This is a genomic window from Enterococcus haemoperoxidus ATCC BAA-382 (assembly GCF_000407165.1).
In the GTDB taxonomy this organism is placed as follows: domain Bacteria; phylum Bacillota; class Bacilli; order Lactobacillales; family Enterococcaceae; genus Enterococcus_L; species Enterococcus_L haemoperoxidus.
In genome coordinates this window covers 377,156-395,726 of the sequence record NZ_KE136480.1, presented here as the reverse complement: position 1 = coordinate 395,726, position 18,571 = coordinate 377,156, and the positions used below count along the sequence as shown (strand labels likewise).

Here is an 18,571-nt window from a genome sequence, read left to right as displayed (position 1 = left end):
GAAATTACGGGAAGACGCAATATGAGAATAGGAGGTTTCCCACTAAATGAAGCAAATAAAAAAAAGGCGATATTTGCTATTGATTGGTATTATAGCAGTATTTACTTTCGTTTACATAAATACACAATCAGGTATCAGCGCTAATGAAAAAGAAGTTGTTAAGAAAACAAATACTGCTCCAATTGCTGATAAAACAAGTTTATTGAGGGCAAATACTGGAATAGATAACCCACCAGAACATGTATTCTTAGACGGGATTTTCCAATTACCAGCTATTTCAGATAGTACGTTGATCGGAAATGTTGTTCAAGTAACAGACAATAAAATTAATCAAGAAGGAGCTATTTGGTCAACGTCAAATAATCTATTGGATTTAACAAAGGACTTTGAGCTCGAAGCTTATCTTTATTTTGGGAATAAAAAGAAAGACAATGGGGACGGTATGACCTTTGCTATGCACAACGATCCCGAAAGATTAACGACTAAAAGAGGGATAATGGGGGAGCATCTAGGTGTTTATGGAAAGTATGATCCAAAAACAAAGAAACATGCAGTCGGGGCGTTAGAAAATAGCTTTGCTGTTGAATTTGACACTTACTACAATGAGAAAGGGATGGATGCTTATTTATCTTATTTTAGCTATTTTGATAGAGCGCACATCGCCTATGCTTTTCCTGGTAGAGAAGATTCATATGGTGAACGCTATACATGGCAATCATCATTAAACCATCAGTCAACACAAGTTTATAATTCGTTAGCCAATGATCAATGGAATAAATTTACTGTTTTTTGGGATAGTAAAAAACAAACCTTGACATATCAGTATGGTAGTTCACCTCAAGTAGCTGTCCCTATTGATCCTCAAGTGATTTTTGGCACGAATGACGTGATTTGGGGATTCACTGGTTCAACAGGTGGCTCGACACAGTATAGCCGCGTTGTATTTACGAAAGTTCCAGGTCTAGTTAATGCGAAGTCAACTATTACAGCGGTTGATAGTACGGGAAATCCTATAGAGGGAAAATCACTTAAAGCTAGACAAAAGGTGACGTATACCGCAGAAGTTACCTATGAATCAGGGAAACAAGATTGGTTTGATGTGTCAGGAGTAGCAAGCCTGAATGAATTTGTGGATTATGTTCCTGGTTCACTGAAATTAGATGGTATCCCTATTGATGATACATCCTTTATCGAGAGCAAGCGAATCGCTTTAGGCGATCTGTCTTTAACATCGACTACCAGAAAAATATCGTTTGAAGCACAAACGAAAGAATTGACGGCGACTCAAAATGTTTCAGATACGATCAGTTTTGCTGGAAAAAACTATATGTCAAATCCAGAGACATTTAATTACCAAATCACCGCAAGTACTGTTAAGGATAGTCTGGCGATAGATCCAATCGCGCCTCTCAATAAAAGTACTGATATTACGGGGAATTGGTCACTTAAAAACCTCCGAAAATTGAAGTCACTGATCTATCAAGTAGATGATGGAGCAACCATTCTTTTACCAAAAGAAACCTATGCAACAAATGATGAGGAATTTAACCCTTGGAAGCTGCAATTATCGCAAGAGTTGATTGATTCCTTAGATGTAACCAAAGAACATGTCTTAACCGTGACGGGTATTCCAGAACAACCATTGTCCGGGCAACCAGAAATTCAAGCTACAGCAAAATTTGCTGTAAAACCGCAACAAGTAACATTAGACACTGCAATTACAGATAAAGCGACTTCGATCGAAGGCATTGGAGTTCCTGGATTAACTATCCAGTTAAGAGATGAACAAGACAAACTTATTAAAGAAACGACCGTAGATCCTGAAGGGAAGTTTGTTTTAAGTCCACTGGTGCGAATGAAAGAAGGCACAAAGGTAAACTTAATTCAAAAAAGCCAATTTGCTATTAGTGAACCTTTGGAAGCCACTGTTGAGCATTTAGAACTAGCACCTAAATTAGTCGTTGAAGGTGATGGTGAAACAACAACCATTTTAAATGGGGCAGATTTTACGATCAAAACGCAAGTTTCTGGTGAAGAAGCGGATGATTTAGTGTTGAAATATGCGATTAATGGTGCTGTGAATGACTCAATGACTGAAATCATCGCAAATCCTACAATCAATGAAGTTCATACAAGAACTGCAACATTAAAAGCAGAAACGTTACCTATTGGGGAGTACAGTCTGACCGTTGTAGCTGAGTGGAAGACAAGTGGAATGAAATCTACTGTTGGAAAAATCAATTTATTGGTAGTAGCGGGAACGATGACCTTCAGTAAAGTACCAGAAGAAGTCAGCTTTGAACAAGGAGCTATTACAAATCAACCACAAACGTTGGCTAGAAAAGCTGGTTGGGATATTCAAATAGAAGACTTTCGAGGAAAAGGGAGTAGAACAACGCTTTACGCTAAACTGACAGGCGATTTTAAAACGAAAGAAAACCATATTATTACCAATTCGTTGATTTATGTGAACCAAAACAATCAAGCCACACCAATCCCTGTAGATAGTAGCGTTAAAGTATTTGAACGAGAAACAACAGAGACATTTGCAAATGTAGCTGTAGATTGGCAAGCGAATCAAGGCATACTTTTTGACTTGAAACCTGGAAATTATAGCGGAACTTATCAAGGGGAGATAGAGTGGACGTTATTAGATATTCCGAAAGAGTGAGTGACTGCCTATTAAACAGCTGTTTGTTTTTATTAGAGCAAGTTTAAAGTAATGTTGTTCAAATAGAAACTCAAAAATATTATTTGAGTTGGAAGGGGGAAAGTGAATGAAAAGAAGGTTGGGAATAGTAGGTTGTTTATTATCGATAGCGATAATTATGAGCGTGTGGCAGAACCCCAATTTGATCAAAGCTAATACAATTGCAGAAAAGCCCTTATCTAAGGGGGATTCAGAAACAAAAAGAAAACTCCCTGAACTGAGGTCAGCAGAAGGTTATGTTGAAAATCCTGAACTGGAAGGTTGGACAAAGATAAAAGGGAAAAGCCCGACAGGAAGCTTAGTAATATCTAATGAGACAAGTTTAGAATACAAGTTTCAACAATACATGGCAGTTGAACCAAATCAAATTGCTAATAAATATGCTTTTTTTCCTAATGTCTATTTACTAGACAAAGGAAAAACAGTTGGTGCATTACACGGGTTTCAATCCTATCCTTTAGGAACCTTCCCTGTAGGCTTAGTGTTTGGACATGAAAACTCACTTAGAAACGACGATAAAATAAATGGAGAAAATATCTTAAACCCTAAATATTATGCAAAGTATAGCCCGAATCAAACGATAGAAGCGTTAATGTTTAAAGGAGAATCTTTAACAGATCCTTACAATAAATCAGCAAATTATAACAAATCAAAGTTTGATATTACGATCATCATGACACCGTCGAACAAAGCGATAAAAATAGATACCTTTGTTAAAAATAATTCTGATCCCAATCTCGTTCAAGACAGTTGGTATGATGAGACGATTTTATATACGATGATGGATACATCCCTAGTCAATGATACAGTGCCTGTTCGTTTTTTAGGGGGAAATCGAGGGTTATATATTGAAAATCCAAGCTCCACGGATAAATCCATTATCTATCGTTTAAATTATAATTTTAACGTTTCTAATCCAGTTAGCAACTGGAAGGCTGGTAAGTATAAGATGCCATGGGGAGTGGATGGACATCCTGTTTTTAACCCAATTCATGGTGGTTTTCCAACATATGATGCCCCAGGTGCAGAACTTCTAAATGGAGAAGCTGGGAAAGATGCCTTTGATGCCTATCCTAATAACAAACCTGAACCAATTGATACGGCAATCTTCATGAAATCTGCTAGACAAGCCTTCCCAGTTGGCTCAGTTATGGGGTATTCCTACAGTGTAGGGATTGATAAAAAAGATGAAAATGCACCTATTACGAATGATAAGCTGTTTTTAAAAGTAGATAAAAACGCCGATACTTATTCAGGTGAAGGAAAAGGATATACGCTATCAGGAACATTTAATGATGAAACTATGTTTTTAGAAGATATATCGTATTCTATCGGTAGCCCATTTAATATGAAACCAGTCTTAAGTTGGATTCATAATACCAATCCTGGGACGGATATGCCATTTAACTTTCTTGTAAATAAAGATGAATTAAAACAAGGGCAGAATGCTATTTTTCTTAAAGCCAAGAATATAAATGGTGTGGAGTCTGAGTTGGTTGCAATGATACTAAATGTTACTATGCCTAATCCACCGAACATTTCTGCAAATCTGGCTATAGACAAAGCGGAAATCTTAGAAGGGGGAAAAGTAACATTTACTTCGACCATTCAAAATACAGCAGTGGCACCATCACCTTGGGACAATGTGATGTATGAAACAACCAACGCTTTTCCAGCAAATATCGATGTTGATTTGAAAACAGTCAAATTGAACGGTGTAGCAGTACCAGCATCTGATGTTACATTTGGCGCAGATCGAAAACTGCAAGTGAAACTGGGGAATGTCGAGCCGAGTATCGAACTAAAACTGACCTACGATGTTCTATCCACCATTGCTGTCCCAATATTGACCAGCTCTTTTGACGTGAGTCAGGCATTTAAAGTCAGCGGAACGGCATCAAATGGTGAAATAGTAGAAAGTACATCTGGGGAATTAAAGACATTCACAGTCAAACCAAGAGCAGCTAAATTGACGATACTACATTTAGAAGAAGGAACGACCCCTGAAAATGAACTTTACAAAGAAGAGCCTAAAGAAGGCTTGATAGGAGAGAAAGTTGTGATAACTTCTCATCCAACCGAAGACTATATTTTAAGTAAAGTGCTGATTGATGGACAAGAAAAAACGCCCTTACCAGAAGTTGATTTTGAAGTGATATACGGAGAGGTCAAAGAAGTCAAATTTTATTATAAAGGTGTCTTAAGACTTAATTCAGTTCCAGAAATCATGGACTTTGGGCAACACGAAGCAACGTTTAGAAAAGTTCGTGTAAACCAACCGGATTTAGCGGGTCAGAAATTAGCCATAACAGATACCCGCCAAAGCAAAAAAGAATGGACACTAAAAGCCGTTTTGATACAAGAATTCACTAATATCGATGATCCAAATTCCCAAATGACAGGAATTCTACGTTACAACACAGGAGCACAAGACAGCGAAACTATTTTTGAATTAAACAAAGTAGAAGAACTGATGCGACATACAAATGACTCTAAGAGTGAATTTGTTGTGAGTGATACTTGGAGTGAAGCTGGTTTTGGGTTCAAAATGGAAGTACCAAACGGCGGAGGGAAAATCGGAAAGTATCAGGCTCGTATCGAATACCAATTGGGCGATACGCCATGATGATGAAGGAGAATAGCCAATGAAAAATAGAAAAGGAATTTGTCTTTTCATCACCTCTATTCTATTCAGTATGATGCTGTTCATTCTTCCGATGAAAAGTCTTGGAAGTGAAGGTGCCGTTCAGACTAAGGGGGAAGTAACGTTAATTAATGGAACGACGGCAACAAGTGGAAGTCCTACCTCAACAACAAAAGACGCATCACTACCCAATACCAAAGGACAGAGTCAAAAACCAATCGGGCGATTGCCTTCTACAGGTGAGTTGGTACAGAAAAGTTTAACCATTAGTGGAATACTAATATTGTTGATTTTTTTGACGGCTTATTTTTTAAGAAAGAAAAATAAGCAAAGTGAACGCAAGAAAGGAAGGATAGATGATGAATAAAAAATCAATACTTATTCTGACCTTCCTAATGTTTACTATAGCGACGAGACCAGTTATTAGTCAGGCTACAGATCATTCTGGCGGTGCCATTTTTGAAATTGAAAAGTCTAGGTCCGATAGCTCTCAGATCCAAGATCCAGAAGATAATAAAGTAATCGTAAATCCAGGAGAGATTCCTCGGACTGAAGGCGATTTAAGAATCGACTTTGTCCCTTACTTAAACTTTAGTACGGTCGAAATGACAGACGATATAAGTGTGTTACCTGTTAATGCACAATTGTTTCACGATAGTGACAAGGTTCGCGGCAATTTTATTCAAGTAACCGATCAACGTGAAAAACCTAGCGGTTGGACGATTCAATTAAGACAAGAAACACAATTTAAACAACTGATGAAACACGGTGCCCAATTAAAAGGTGCGACCATTTCATTTGATCATACGTGGACGAATTCTGCCACGAACAGTCAATACTCACCAGAAGTATCAAAAGAAGTGATTCAAATGAATCATGTCGGTGAGACCTATACAATAGCGACTGCAAAAGCTGAACGGGGCATGGGAACTTGGAGTATCATTTTTGGTGCGTCAAAAGAAAATACAAATAAGCAACAACCAACCTTATTTCCCCGCATCAACAATACTGGCAACATAATCGAAGATCCAGTATTCAAGAAACCTAGCTATGTAAATAATGCAGTCAATTTAACCATTCCCAAAACTTCTGAAAACGAAGCGGGAACATACTCAACGGTGTTAACTTGGATAATAGCCGAGTTGCCATAAATACAAACAAATCTTAGGAGGAAATACAAATGAAATTCACACACAAATTATGCGGAACGATCTTACTAGCAGCGTTAACAACAGCGGCAGCAACAGGGACAGTGGTAGCAGCTGAACCAGACAGTACAATGGACGGAAATGTTGGTAAAGTTGAGTTTACAGATGCAACGTATGAGGAAGAAACGGATAATCCAGTACCTGATACAGAGGAAAAAGATCCTGAAAAACAACCAAACGGGAAATTCTTGATTCGTAAAGTGACACCATTAGATTTTGGTAAAGCAGAAGCAAGTGCGACCAAAGAAATTACGTCATTTGCCAAAACATATGTACCTGCTGGAAATCCTAAAGCAGAATCTGCTAACTATATTCGTTTTAAAGATGATCGCCAAGTAGATGATCACACATACCAATTAACAGCTAAAGTAACAAAGCAATTTGAATTCAAAGACGGCGAAACACTAAGAAAATTAGACAATGCAACGATCACTTATGGTCACCAACGTCTACTTGATGCTGCTGAAAATGGTATCCAAAATCCAGGAGAATCTGGATTGCACCACGATGCAGTAGTGAAATTCGGCGAGTCTACACCAATTTTCACTAATACTGGGGCAAAAGGTCGAGGAGACTACTTTATCGCTTTCGGTAAATTAGGTGACGAGGCTAAACCAGGTAACCAAGCAGTCAAATTAACGGTTCCATCTGGTACAGATGTCCGTACAGGAACGTATCAAGCAACCGTTACTTGGACACTTTCAGAAACACCATTAAAATAAAAAGGTAACGCAAACGAAAGTAAGCTCACCGATTAAAAAAATCGGTGAGTTTTTTTAGAAAGGTTGATTTGTAGATGAAAAAAAGAAACGCATTTTTATTAATCTGTTTATTTTACATAGTTAGTATGATTGTGACAACAGAGAAAACATATGCTACCGAAGCAATCGCCACGCCCTATACTTACACAGTAGTCAAACCAGAAAATCAAGAAGGAGACGTTGGGTATTTTAACTTAAGAATGACACCAGGGAAAAAACAAAAAATTCAAATAGAATTGAAAAATGATGTAGATAAAGAAGTCACTGTTGGTGTCGAAATCAGCCAAGCAAAAACAAATTCAAATGGTGTGATTGAATTTGGCCCAAGCCCAATTAAAGACGATTCCTCACTGAAATTTGACTTGAAAAAAATGGTGACAGGGCCTGAGAAAGTTGTCCTTCCACCGAATCAAAAAGAGGTATTAGAATTAACCATCGATATGCCTGCAACAAGTTATGACGGTATTTTAACTGGTGGGATTCACTTGAAAGTGATCCCGACCAAAGAAGAAGAAGAGGAAAAAAAGAAACAAAAAGGGGTTATCAATGAGTATGCTTATCTGATTGGTTTAGTGTTAAAAGAAACAGATACACCAATCGAACCAGAATTAGAACTGAATAACGTTTATCCAGGATTATCTAACTATCGTAATGCTATATTTATTAACTATTCAAATATACAGCCAGATTTTGTCAATGATATGGATGTAGAAGCCCAAGTGATGAAAGAGGATTCCAGTGAAATTTTGTATGAAACCAAGAAAATCAAAATGAGGATGGCTCCTAATTCGATGATTGATTTTCCTATTCTAATGAATTCTGAAAAAATGGAACCCGGTGTTTACAATGCTCATGTCCTTGTAAGCAATCAAGAAAAAAAATGGGAATGGACGAAAAAATTTAAAATCACAAAAGAAGAAGCCGATAAATATAACGCGCAAGATGTGACCTTGATTCAAGAAAGAGGGATCGATTGGGGATTGATCGGTTTGATTGTTTCTGGAATTATAGCTGTTTTTGTCATCATTTTCTTCATTGTTCGAGTAATCAACAACAGTAAGAAAAAGAAAAGAAAGAAAAGTAAAAAAAATAGCTGAGGAGGCATGACCAAATGAGTGTATTGGATTGGCTGTTTATTGGGCTATTATCGAGTGGTTTCGTATCCATCCTTGTACTTCTGTTTGTAAGTACGCGCTTGTTCTCTATTAAGCTAACGTTAAACATGTTGAACCGAAAACGACCAAAAACGAAACAAAAAAGACGTTGGCTAAAAAAGAAAAAATATCGACTTCAAAAACAAAAACGCTTTTTTCTCAGATGGCTGTTGTTGCTTGCGATTTTTGGGATCGTAACTATTTGCGGAGCATTGTATGCACGTTACTATCAATCAACGAATTTAACGGCAGAAGATTCCAATATGATTGTGCAAAGTTATTTTGTCACGGAAGAGGTAAATACAAATTTAAAAGATATCGAAAGCGGTGGCAGCATCGATAAAATCCAACCGAAGTTAAGAGATGTCAGTTCCTTACTAGTGAGTTATGGAAATCGAAATCTAGCGCAAGGGATGTCAGAGGAAGGCACGTCGTTATTGATTCGTTATAAAGCCATGATGAAAGAACTCGGGACGAATATTTATGCCTTAAGTAGTGAGGATTTAGCCAACGCGCAACTGGTTTCTGATTATCAAAAAGATCTAGAAAAGCTAACACGAAGTCGTAAGAAAGTTTTTGACTATTTTAAAATCAACGAATTAGCTTTAAAACAAAAAAAGTAAACGAGTTGAGGTGAAATGTAGTGAATAAGAAAAAGACAATTCCCTCTACAAAGAAGCGGCCGAAGAAACGCAAACGGTCGACGACCGCTTCAATACATAAGCGTTTCACTAAAAAAAACATAAGGAAAGTCAAGCGTCCAAGACAATCTCAGCAAAAAAGAAAAAAGCGAAAGACTAGGAAAAGAGTGAAACGATTCTTGATAGAGCTAGGTATTACGACCGTTATTAGTTTACTTCTAATTAGCTTTTTTCGAATAGTCGTGTTCACCGTTCCTAGGGTCAATGGCTACAGTATGACAATGACGTTAAATGAAGGGGATCGGCTTGTTGTAAATAAGTTAGCCTCTATAAAGAGGTATGATCTGATTTATTTTATTCATCCATTTACCAAAGAAAAAGTAATTCAACGTGTGATCGGATTACAAGGAGAGTCATTATACTATCAAAATGATCAATTATTTATCAATGGAGAAATGAAAAATGAGCGCTTTTTAGCAACCTCGATTACCCAAGCGGCGAAAGAAAATCACATGTATACTAATGACTTTACACTGTTGGAAAAGACAGGAGAATCTATGGTGCCAAAAGATAGTTATTTTGTGATGGTAGACAATCGAATGTATGAAACAGATAGTCGGAAATTTGGTTTCATACAAGTAAACGATGTTATCGGGGTCGTAAAATTGAAATGGTTCCCACTCCATCAAATGCAAAAATTTTAAATAGCTAAGTAAAATATGAAAAGAGGTACATCTTTTATGAATAGAAAAACGCGTGTGATAACGCTGATCATCGTATGTTTACTCCCCATATTGATCATTTCTGGATGTGAGAAAGAGAACGGTTTTCCTAAAGAATCGCAAGACTTGCTGTGGCAATCAAAGAGAACCAAACCATTCGGTGTTTTCGAATATAGTGATCTCTCTAAAGCAGCAGCTGAAACCATTTTAAAAGAAAAGTTTGCTGTATTGCTATCTACTTTGACTGAAAAAACTGAAGCCATCTTAGATGAAGCATTATTGACAGCTACAGGAGAAAAAGGCACCGTAACGTATACAATCGATGCGAAAGAAAACAAGTTACAGGTACGCGGATTTTATCCTTATGAGCAAGGGGATACCATGCAGGCATTCGCTTATATTGATTCTGAGTACCACTATCTTCCAGAAAAAAAACAAGCTAATTTAATTGACCAAACAATCACACTTTCAAATTATGGAGAATCATCGGCATTTCAAAGCGAAAATGTAGAGCCATTATTAAAAAAACTAGGGGAACTAGTTCAAGTGGAGAATTTAACGATTGCGCTCACACAGCTGAAAGAGCATGAGAAAGAGGTCGAATCAAAAGAATTAGAAGTCTCAGACAATGGAGAGGATGCGTACAAGAAAAAAAATATTCGTTCTTCTTTGTATGTGGGAATCGACGAACAATCAGAAATCAAAGAAATATATGCTCGTTTAACAGATTACAGAGAGTAGTTTGGCTAAATAGTTATTTTTCCCTTCAGATTCCTGTATAATACTCTAATCACAGTAAAAGAGGAGTTTATCAGATGGAAATAGATAATCTACTACCCATAACGACCCGACAAGAATTACGTAACTGGTTAGAAGCAAACAGCACAACCAAAAAATACTGCTGGATCATCGTTAGCATCAAACCAGAACCCAATAAAATCCAATACCTAGATGCGGTAGAAGAAGCCCTTTGTTTCGGTTGGATCGATGGTATCAAAAAGAAAGTCTCTGATACACAAACTGCTCAACGACTTTCACCAAGAGCGAAAAAAAGTCCATGGACAGAGCTAAACAAAGAACGCGTCCGTCGTCTGGAAAGATTAGGCTTAATGACCGATCAAGGTAGAAACGTTTTACCTGATATGTCAGAAGAGTCTTTTGAAATCGATGAACTCATTATACAAAGACTAAAAGCAGACATGGAAACCTATGAAACATTCTTGACCTTCCCAGAATTATATCGGCGTATCCGTATCGACACGATCCAAAACTATAAACATCAGCCAGAGTTATTTGAGAAGCGATTGGCTAAATTTTTGGAAAATACAAAGGCTGCAAAAATGTATGGTGCTTGGCATGATGAAGGCCGATTACTTGAATAAAGAGCAAAAAAAGCTGAATCGACAATGTTCAGCTTTTTTTGCTTGCCTTGGAGTTCACTTCATGGTTTATGATAAACACAATGAATAGAAAAGAGGGCAAGATTATGACCAAAACATTATATCTGATGAGGCATGGGGAAACATTATTTAATCAACAGAAAAAAATCCAAGGCTGGTGTGATTCACCCCTTACAGAAAAAGGCATCAGACAAGCGCAAATCGCTGGAGGTTATTTCAAGGACCGCGACATTATTTTTGATAGCGCATACTCTTCTACCTCTGAACGAGCAAGTGATACCTTAGAGCAAGTAACGGATAAGCCATATAAAAGGGTAAAAGGATTGAAAGAATGGAATTTTGGCCGTTTTGAATCAGAGAGTGAGTCTCTGAATCCGCCATTACCATATGGCAACTTTTTTGCTGGATATGGTGGAGAAGAAGAATGTCAATTTAGAGAACGAATATCTGAAACCTTGCTGGACATCATGAAAGAAGCAGGAGCGACTGTTTTAGCTGTTTCACATGGGGCATCTTGTCGGCAATTTATGCGAAACTGGGCGCATACCAGTGAAGTCGATCAAAAAGATAGATTAGGAAATTGTTGTATTTTAAAATTTGCATTTGAGCATGATACATTTAAGTTACTAGAGATTATCAACCACGATTTTTCAAGTTTGGAATAAAAGATGACAAGTGTATTCCAAGAGGAGCGAATTTTTCTCTCATGGCTTGATCAACTAGATAGCTGACACAAAAATAAATGTGCAAGTCTTTTATAGATAAATACGTTCAAAACCTTCGTAGATTCTACAAGTTTTTGAGCGTGTTTTTTATTTTAATAAGACAATAATCCGCTAGAATTTTGCTATAATGTTTAAGTGCTGATCCCTGGAAATACCGACAAATCAATATGATACGAATTGTATCATACAAAAATCTAGAAATGATACGAAAAGTGGCTACCTTTTATTGTAAGTTATCAAGATAATAAAAAAGAAAGAGGTGATACCATGAACATTGGCGATAAAATCAAAGAGCAACGCTTAAAAAAAGAACTGACACAAGAACAGTTAAGTGAATTATTAAATGTTTCTCGTTCCACCGTTTCTAGCTGGGAAGTAGGCAGGAATTATCCGGATTTAGAAACAATTGTAGCAATCAGTGACTTGTTCGGTATCTCTCTTGATAACTTATTACGGGAGGATACGGAAATGACAAAAGATTTATCAAAAAAAATAAGATGGAACAGCTATTACAAGCGGATATTATTGTTTATAGGAGTTCTTGTGTTGATTTATACTGGTTTTAATGGCAAATTGAGAATGGATGAACAGCGCTATTTAACTAATCTTACTGCGCATTCTTGGAAGCAAGATGATTACAAAGATTCAGGGAGTTATACTCTGCAAGAAGATGGTATTCTGTATGCGACGTATATCATGGAACCCGGTGTCAATCCTATTCCATTAAAAGAATACCAGCCAGGAGTGATTGCGAGAAAAGACAATTTGGTGATTAAAGTCAAAGCTGGCAATAAACAATATGTCGTTATTTCAGAAGCGAATGATCCAAAAGTAACACATGAAGCGATAGTTGAAGTAGATAAGGCTGGGAATTTATCGAAAAGTGAATCAAGTTGGTCAGATGAGAAAAAGCAATCGGTGAACGCTTATTTGAAAAAATATCAAAAAGAGTACGTAGATCTACTGAAAAATACTGTCCATAAAAGACAAGAAATTGTTGATTAGGAGCATATCAAAAGAGAGTAGCACCCTAGGATAAAAAGGTTGCTACTCTCTTTGTATAGTATCACAGATTATTTTTTATTATTTCGATATAAAATATCTTCTGAATCTCCACTAGACCAGATTTTCCCAGTTGCTGCGTCGAAATCTTCATTGCCTAATTGGATGCAGCGAATGCGTTGATTATTGTACGTTTTATAATCATAATTCAAAGAGCTGTTTACCATAACAAAAGTATATTGCGTATAATCATAGGCTTGTGTTGTCTTTACCACACCTTCGATGCCATTGTAACACTTGTACACATAATTACCGCTCCCTCTTTTTTATGAAATAAATGTTCTATCTAAAAAAATAGAATAATATAAGTTAAAGTGAACTTTATAAAAGTTTAACGTAGTTTAAATTTATAATCAAATAAAGACTATGGGGTATTTAATACAAATATTTAAGTGGATTATTAATTTTATTAAATATGTTTGTTGAATTTTTTGAGAAAAAGAATGTAATAAAAACTAAATTGATTATGATGATATACTTTTGGTATAATAAATATAGATTTGTTTTAGTCAAACAGGTATAGGAGTAAACCGCTAACGTTTAAGTTCCTATACGTGACAAGAGACAACGAGATTTATAAAGCACACTAAAAAAAGATTAAAGGCTAAACAAGAAAGTTGGTGTTAAAAAGTCAGGTATGCGTTAGGGTAGTTTTAAAAAAAGTATTAAAAAAGGATTGTTCTGCTTTATCATTTCAATTAGGTGGACAAAGTATGAACGGAATGGAGTTTAAGATGAAAAAGAAAATTTATATTACAGGGCTTTTTATAATAATGGGATTGCTAGTGGTTCCTAAGATTGCTAGTGCTTTAGGGGAGTATGTCTATCTTCCTTCTGATAACTTAAGAACAGAGTTGAGTAGAGACGTTGCAGATCCCAATAATTTATTTGAAAAATATGGAATCTTTGAAAAAGACGTAGTTCAAAATTATACTGGAACAATCGTGGGGGAGCTCAGTGATAAAGACTTTAATCTTGAAGGGGTTAACGAATTCAAGAGTGCTCATAAATTCAGTACTGAGGGAGGAACGTTTAAAGACCTCCGATCATTAGGAGAACTAGAGCAATTAAAGGAACTTGAGCTTTACGATATAAATTTATTGGTACCAAATTTGGAAGATCTATCAAAACTTAGCGAGTTAGAGCGTATTTATTTTGAAGGACATGAAGCCAGTTTTACTGACATTTCAGCATTGTCAAACTTACCTCAGTTAAAAGAAATAAAAATCAGTTTGGATGATAATAAGCTGGCTACTTATAAAATTAGTAAATCAAATCCGTCGCTGACTATCGTTGATCCAGTTACTCTATCAAGTCAATTTAAAAATGCTAAAGTTGAATATAGTTCATTTGATGAAAATGTCACTATTTCATCTGAAGGGATCCTGGAATGGGAAAATATCCCTACAGATACTAAAGAACTACACTTTGAATTTTTAGCAGAAGTAGAAGATGGTGAAGCTTTTTATTCATTCAGAGGCCAAACAACTATTCCTATAACTTGGAATAAGTAAAGTGAAAATCTAGATGAAAAATAAGACCATGGCTCTTATACAAGTGTAGTGACCCCAAAAAGTTAGACTTTTTTCGGAGTGGAGAAATCCACTCCGTTTTTCTTTGATTTCATTGCCGATTCTATTTTAAGCTGCTCTCAATGCTGCTTCTCTAAATTGCACTGGACTTTGCCAATCTAGTTTTTCCTTCATATGTTCATAGTTATAATAATGGATGTAACGATCAATGGCGTGCTTCAATTCCTCAAAGCTATGGTATTCTCTTCCATGATAGATTTCTTGTTTCAATAGACCGAAGAAATTCTCCATCTTAGACAAGATTTTGGGACGTCCTTTCGTTTTTGAGAGCCCATCGATTCCTTCTGAACGAAAAATTTTCATCCAGTTGGCCATTAATGCGGGATTGTTTATCCCTAAATGATTCGCTACTTCGCGATAGGACAGCTCACTTGTTTGATATAACTCTATCGCATCCATCTTGAATTGAACAGAATAATATTGATTTTTTCGTTTTCGAAGGAGCCCTATTTCACCGAATTCGCGATAAGCATTGATCCAATCCTTCACTTGTGTTTTTGATTTCACCCCATATTTCTTCGATAGATAGAGTGCTCCTCCGTTTCCTTCAAGATACTCTTGAACGATTTTCAGCTTGAATTCAAAGCTATATTTAGCCATAAAAATACCGACCTCCAGAAGTTAGATTTTTGGGTCTAACTTTTGGGGGTCGGTACAATATTTAGTGGTGTAGGGCTCTTTTTAATAGGTTATTTTTTACAATTTCGATACAATATATCTTCCGAATCACCACTAGACCAGATTTTACCAGAAATCGCATCAAAATCTTCATTTTCTAATTGGATACATCGGATACGCTGATTATTGTATGTCTTATAATAATAATTCAATGAACTATTTACCATAACAGAAGTATATTGAGTATAATCATAAGCTTGCGTTGTTTTTACAACACCTTTAGGGATATCGACATTAGCAAGCACATGAAACATAGACGTAACACCGTCTAACTCCGTTTGAACATCTTGTAAGCAAGCTTTCAAGAAGGCTGCTCTGACAAATCTTGATGGTGGAGTAAAATCACCTGGAAGACCAAATGCACCAGCACCTTCACCAAAAGGTTTCATCACCATATCCTTTAAATGAACTTCTGTTTTCTGTTCAGGTTGAAGCCCAATATAATTTCTTAAATTCGTTGTGTGCCACTTGTAATCAGGGCTATTTGTCATAACACCGATCGTATTTTCATGAATGTGTAATGTTTGTTCTGTATATTCAATGACAATGCTTTTCCCAGTTTTATCCGTGATGACCCAATGAAGCGGTAGGACGATTCCTAAGAAATCTAGCGCTGTATTTTCAACCTGCGCATTTTCCATTGTACGTGTTACTTCTTCAATAGTTGAACAAGTAGAAAGTACAAATGGGGCAACATCATGCGGTGCTAAAGTATATTTTTTAGAAGTATCTTGACTATTATAGCCAGCATAACCTGAAAAGTAGAGGGCTGCGCAGGAAAGTCCTTTTTCATTTAAGCCATCGGCAAAAACAAAGTGTCCGTCATCTACTTGCCGCGCCATTCCTACAAAGGCATAATCATTTTTACGATCATCATTTTCGTCATTAACAAATGCAAATTTATTCCGTGGAATAAACGTTGGTTCGGCCTCCAGAACAACTGCAAAATCCATTGTTCTTGCCAGTAAAACATGTTGGTCTTTCGTTGTCATTGTAATACTTGTACACATCGATTATCGCTCCCTCTTTTTTATAAAATAAAAGCCATATCTAAAAAATAATATTATAGAATAATTTAAGTTAAAGTGAACTTTCTAAAAGTTTAACGTAGTTTAAAATTATAATCAAATAAATTGTATAAAGATTTCGATAGGAGAAGTTTTGGATAAATGTATTAGTATCGACTTTTTTGTTATAATACTATGATTGATTTATATTTTATTCGATTATCGAATTGAGGGGGATTTTGTGGAGGAAGAACGTTTTACTAAAAGAGTTCCTTTAAGAGGGCTTGTTCATTTGAGTAGTCTGAGTTACCTTGCTGTATTACTTTTTATGGTGATCAATCAGCGAGGTTTTATTGAAAACATCATTCGAAAATCTTTTCGAATCACAGTCAGTAATGTATTGACTTTTTTTTCATCTGAAGATTGGCAAACAGCTTTTTCAGTCAAGCTCAATCAGGTAGTAACTAATTTGACTATACTCGTTATTATCCAGAGCATTATTGTGTTCGTTGGATTAGCACTGATTGGGTATTTTTTATGGCAATTAAGAAAAAATGATCAGTGGCATTTGAGCGAAAAACTAGTAGTGGTCGGTTATTTATTTTTAGTGATTGCTCTTTTAACGTTATTAACTAAAATGGCAATGGAAACGTATCAAACATATACGGTGATTGAGGGACGTATCCATCGTTTGAGTTTAGAGGAACTCAATCGCTTTCATCAAAAACTTTCAGATATTTTTCAGCATTCTACGTTTACTTTAGATCAGATGATTCCAAGTGTAATATCATTGGTAGAGCAATTGAAAGCACTGATTCAAACAACCAGAAACATCGCAGAAATTCCTGATTTGGTACAACAAACTTGGGAGCAGTTGCTTGTCTTGAAAAATTGGCTAGTTGGATTAAGTAGTACCGCCATTGTAATTATTTTAGGCGGTCACATGATTGAAGGGCTTCGCCTCCTTAAAAATAGTCAATGGGCAGAATCAAAATTGCAACGGACAAAAAAGAACCGTCAAATAGAAGTGAACGAACGATTGGTAGAAGTTCTTGAACAGCAACAACAGTTGATTGAGCTCTTGTCGAAAGGTCAAAGTAAAGAGTGATCAAAAAAAAGACTATAAACAGCTTGTTCGCCGTTTATAGTCTTTTTTAATGTGGCAATTGTAGCCGCAAATAACACATGCATTTTTCTTTTTAACAAGAAAAACTATAACGCCTCTACTGCTTCTTTCAACACCCTAAACGAATTTTTTTGTTTATCAAAATCATATAGATAACTAGCAGCCATGATTTCGTCTACTTGGAAGTGTTGTTGAAAGAGTTGTAATTGTGGTTTTAAGGATTCTTTATTTCCAAGTAAAGTCAAACCGAATAGTGAATCTACATATTGTTTTTCCATCGGACTCCATAAACCATCCATAGAAGCTACTGGAGATTTTAAAGGTTGGATTTGATTTCTAATGGCGTAAAGATACATCTGTTGCATTGTTGTTAATTCATGTTGCGCCTCTTCATCTGTTTCAGCTGCAATGACATTTAGAGCCATTATAATGTAAGGTTTATCGAGATAATCAGATGGTTGGAATTCATTCCTATATGTAGCAAGTGCAGCACTTATGTTATTATTTGGGAAATGTCCGGCAAATGAATAGGGTAAACCTAGTTTTGCTGCTAATTTTGCTGAGCTAGTAGATGAACCTAAAATGTAGAGAGGAACATTGGTACCAACAGCTGGATAAGCTTTTATTTCTCCTTGTTTTTCTTCTGGGCCGAAATAACGTAATAATTCAGTAATGTCATCTTGAAAAGTATCGACACCATTCAAAAGTGCTCTTCGTAAAGCGTTCCCTGTATGTGGGTCAGCGCCAGGGGCACGTCCTAAACCTAGATCTACACGGTTTGGGTGGATCGTTTCTAATGTACCGAATTGTTCTGCTACGACTAACGGGAAGTGATTTGGCAGCATCACACCGCCAGAGCCGACGCGAATTGTTGTTGTATGTTCTAACGTGTGATTGATCAGCATTGAGGTTGCTGAACTGATTGTACCATTGATATTATGATGTTCTGCAATCCAATATCGTTTATAACCTAAGTGTTCTGTATAGCGTGCTAAATCAACCATATCTTCGATAGCTTCCTGATTTGATTGACCTTCGCGGACTGAAACAAGATTTAAAACGGAGAGAGCTAATTTTTTCATTGTCATTGATTATATACTTCTTTCTTATGTAGTATTTTAATAGCAAAGAGGTTAGGGAA

Annotated in this window: 18 protein-coding genes; 14 read left to right on the top strand and 4 right to left on the bottom strand. The window is 36.3% G+C overall.

The features are described 5' to 3' along the window. Positions 1 to 46: 46 nt before the first annotated feature. The 12 genes from I583_RS12580 to I583_RS12525 all read left to right on the top strand — a co-directional run bounded on the left by I583_RS12580 (position 47) and on the right by I583_RS12525 (position 12,970). A complete protein-coding gene (locus I583_RS12580; RefSeq protein WP_010761780.1) occupies positions 47 to 2,671 on the top strand; it encodes a lectin-like domain-containing protein in 2,625 nt (874 codons plus the stop codon). 106 nt (positions 2,672 to 2,777) lie between these two features. Further along, positions 2,778 to 5,336 carry a hypothetical protein gene (locus tag I583_RS12575; protein ID WP_010761779.1) on the top strand — a complete coding sequence of 853 codons (2,559 nt, stop codon included), beginning with the start codon at positions 2,778 to 2,780 and terminating at the stop codon, positions 5,334 to 5,336. Positions 5,337 to 5,355: 19 nt separating this feature from the next. Next, positions 5,356 to 5,721: an LPXTG cell wall anchor domain-containing protein gene (locus I583_RS12570; RefSeq protein ID WP_010761778.1), complete on the top strand. Its 366-nt coding sequence runs from the start codon at positions 5,356 to 5,358 to the stop codon at positions 5,719 to 5,721. Further along, entirely contained in the window at positions 5,711 to 6,505 is a 795-nt protein-coding gene (locus tag I583_RS12565; protein WP_244264882.1) for a WxL domain-containing protein, read from the top strand. The genes I583_RS12570 and I583_RS12565 overlap by 11 nt, the downstream gene beginning before the upstream one ends. Before the next feature lie 29 nt (positions 6,506 to 6,534). Beyond that, a complete protein-coding gene (locus tag I583_RS12560) occupies positions 6,535 to 7,284 on the top strand; it encodes a WxL domain-containing protein (protein WP_010761776.1) in 750 nt (249 codons plus the stop codon). Positions 7,285 to 7,358: 74 nt separating this feature from the next. Then, entirely contained in the window at positions 7,359 to 8,420 is a 1,062-nt protein-coding gene (locus I583_RS12555) for a WxLIP family cell surface protein (protein WP_010761775.1), read from the top strand. A gap of 14 nt (positions 8,421 to 8,434) precedes the next feature. Next, positions 8,435 to 9,100, top strand: a complete 666-nt coding sequence (locus I583_RS12550) for a hypothetical protein (RefSeq protein ID WP_010761774.1) — start codon at positions 8,435 to 8,437, stop codon at positions 9,098 to 9,100. A 197-nt stretch (positions 9,101 to 9,297) separates the two neighbouring features. Continuing rightward, positions 9,298 to 9,822, top strand: coding sequence for a signal peptidase I (gene lepB, locus I583_RS12545; protein WP_167584599.1), 525 nt, complete (start codon positions 9,298 to 9,300; stop codon positions 9,820 to 9,822). Positions 9,823 to 9,858: 36 nt separating this feature from the next. Then, entirely contained in the window at positions 9,859 to 10,581 is a 723-nt protein-coding gene (locus I583_RS12540; RefSeq protein WP_010761772.1) for a hypothetical protein, read from the top strand. A gap of 74 nt (positions 10,582 to 10,655) precedes the next feature. Further along, on the top strand, positions 10,656 to 11,222 hold the full coding sequence (locus I583_RS12535) for a YdeI/OmpD-associated family protein (RefSeq protein WP_010761771.1): 567 nt from the start codon (positions 10,656 to 10,658) through the stop codon (positions 11,220 to 11,222). Positions 11,223 to 11,326: 104 nt separating this feature from the next. Continuing rightward, entirely contained in the window at positions 11,327 to 11,905 is a 579-nt protein-coding gene (locus I583_RS12530) for a histidine phosphatase family protein (protein ID WP_010761770.1), read from the top strand. A gap of 327 nt (positions 11,906 to 12,232) precedes the next feature. Further along, positions 12,233 to 12,970 carry a helix-turn-helix domain-containing protein gene (locus I583_RS12525; protein ID WP_010761769.1) on the top strand — a complete coding sequence of 246 codons (738 nt, stop codon included), beginning with the start codon at positions 12,233 to 12,235 and terminating at the stop codon, positions 12,968 to 12,970. Positions 12,971 to 13,038: 68 nt separating this feature from the next. Here the strand turns inward: I583_RS12525 and I583_RS12520 are convergent, their stop codons facing one another. Further along, positions 13,039 to 13,272 (bottom strand): linear amide C-N hydrolase, encoded by a 234-nt coding sequence (locus tag I583_RS12520; RefSeq protein ID WP_010761768.1) that lies wholly within the window; start codon positions 13,270 to 13,272, stop codon positions 13,039 to 13,041. A 489-nt stretch (positions 13,273 to 13,761) separates the two neighbouring features. Between I583_RS12520 and I583_RS12515 the strand changes: the two genes are divergently transcribed. Further along, entirely contained in the window at positions 13,762 to 14,541 is a 780-nt protein-coding gene (locus I583_RS12515; RefSeq protein WP_143139958.1) for a hypothetical protein, read from the top strand. A gap of 126 nt (positions 14,542 to 14,667) precedes the next feature. Here the strand turns inward: I583_RS12515 and I583_RS12510 are convergent, their stop codons facing one another. Then, complete coding sequence (locus tag I583_RS12510; RefSeq protein WP_010761766.1) at positions 14,668 to 15,219, bottom strand: helix-turn-helix domain-containing protein; 552 nt, start codon at positions 15,217 to 15,219, stop codon at positions 14,668 to 14,670. An 89-nt stretch (positions 15,220 to 15,308) separates the two neighbouring features. Then, positions 15,309 to 16,307 (bottom strand): linear amide C-N hydrolase, encoded by a 999-nt coding sequence (locus I583_RS12505; protein ID WP_010761765.1) that lies wholly within the window; start codon positions 16,305 to 16,307, stop codon positions 15,309 to 15,311. 238 nt (positions 16,308 to 16,545) lie between these two features. Here I583_RS12505 and I583_RS12500 point away from each other — a divergent pair, with 238 nt between their 5' ends. Then, positions 16,546 to 17,412: a hypothetical protein gene (locus I583_RS12500; RefSeq protein ID WP_010761764.1), complete on the top strand. Its 867-nt coding sequence runs from the start codon at positions 16,546 to 16,548 to the stop codon at positions 17,410 to 17,412. Positions 17,413 to 17,516: 104 nt separating this feature from the next. Here the strand turns inward: I583_RS12500 and I583_RS12495 are convergent, their stop codons facing one another. After that, the gene (locus I583_RS12495) at positions 17,517 to 18,518 is read right to left on the bottom strand and encodes an LLM class flavin-dependent oxidoreductase (RefSeq protein WP_010761763.1); all 1,002 of its coding nucleotides are present in this window, start codon (positions 18,516 to 18,518) and stop codon (positions 17,517 to 17,519) included. Between the last annotated feature and the right edge of the window lie 53 nt (positions 18,519 to 18,571).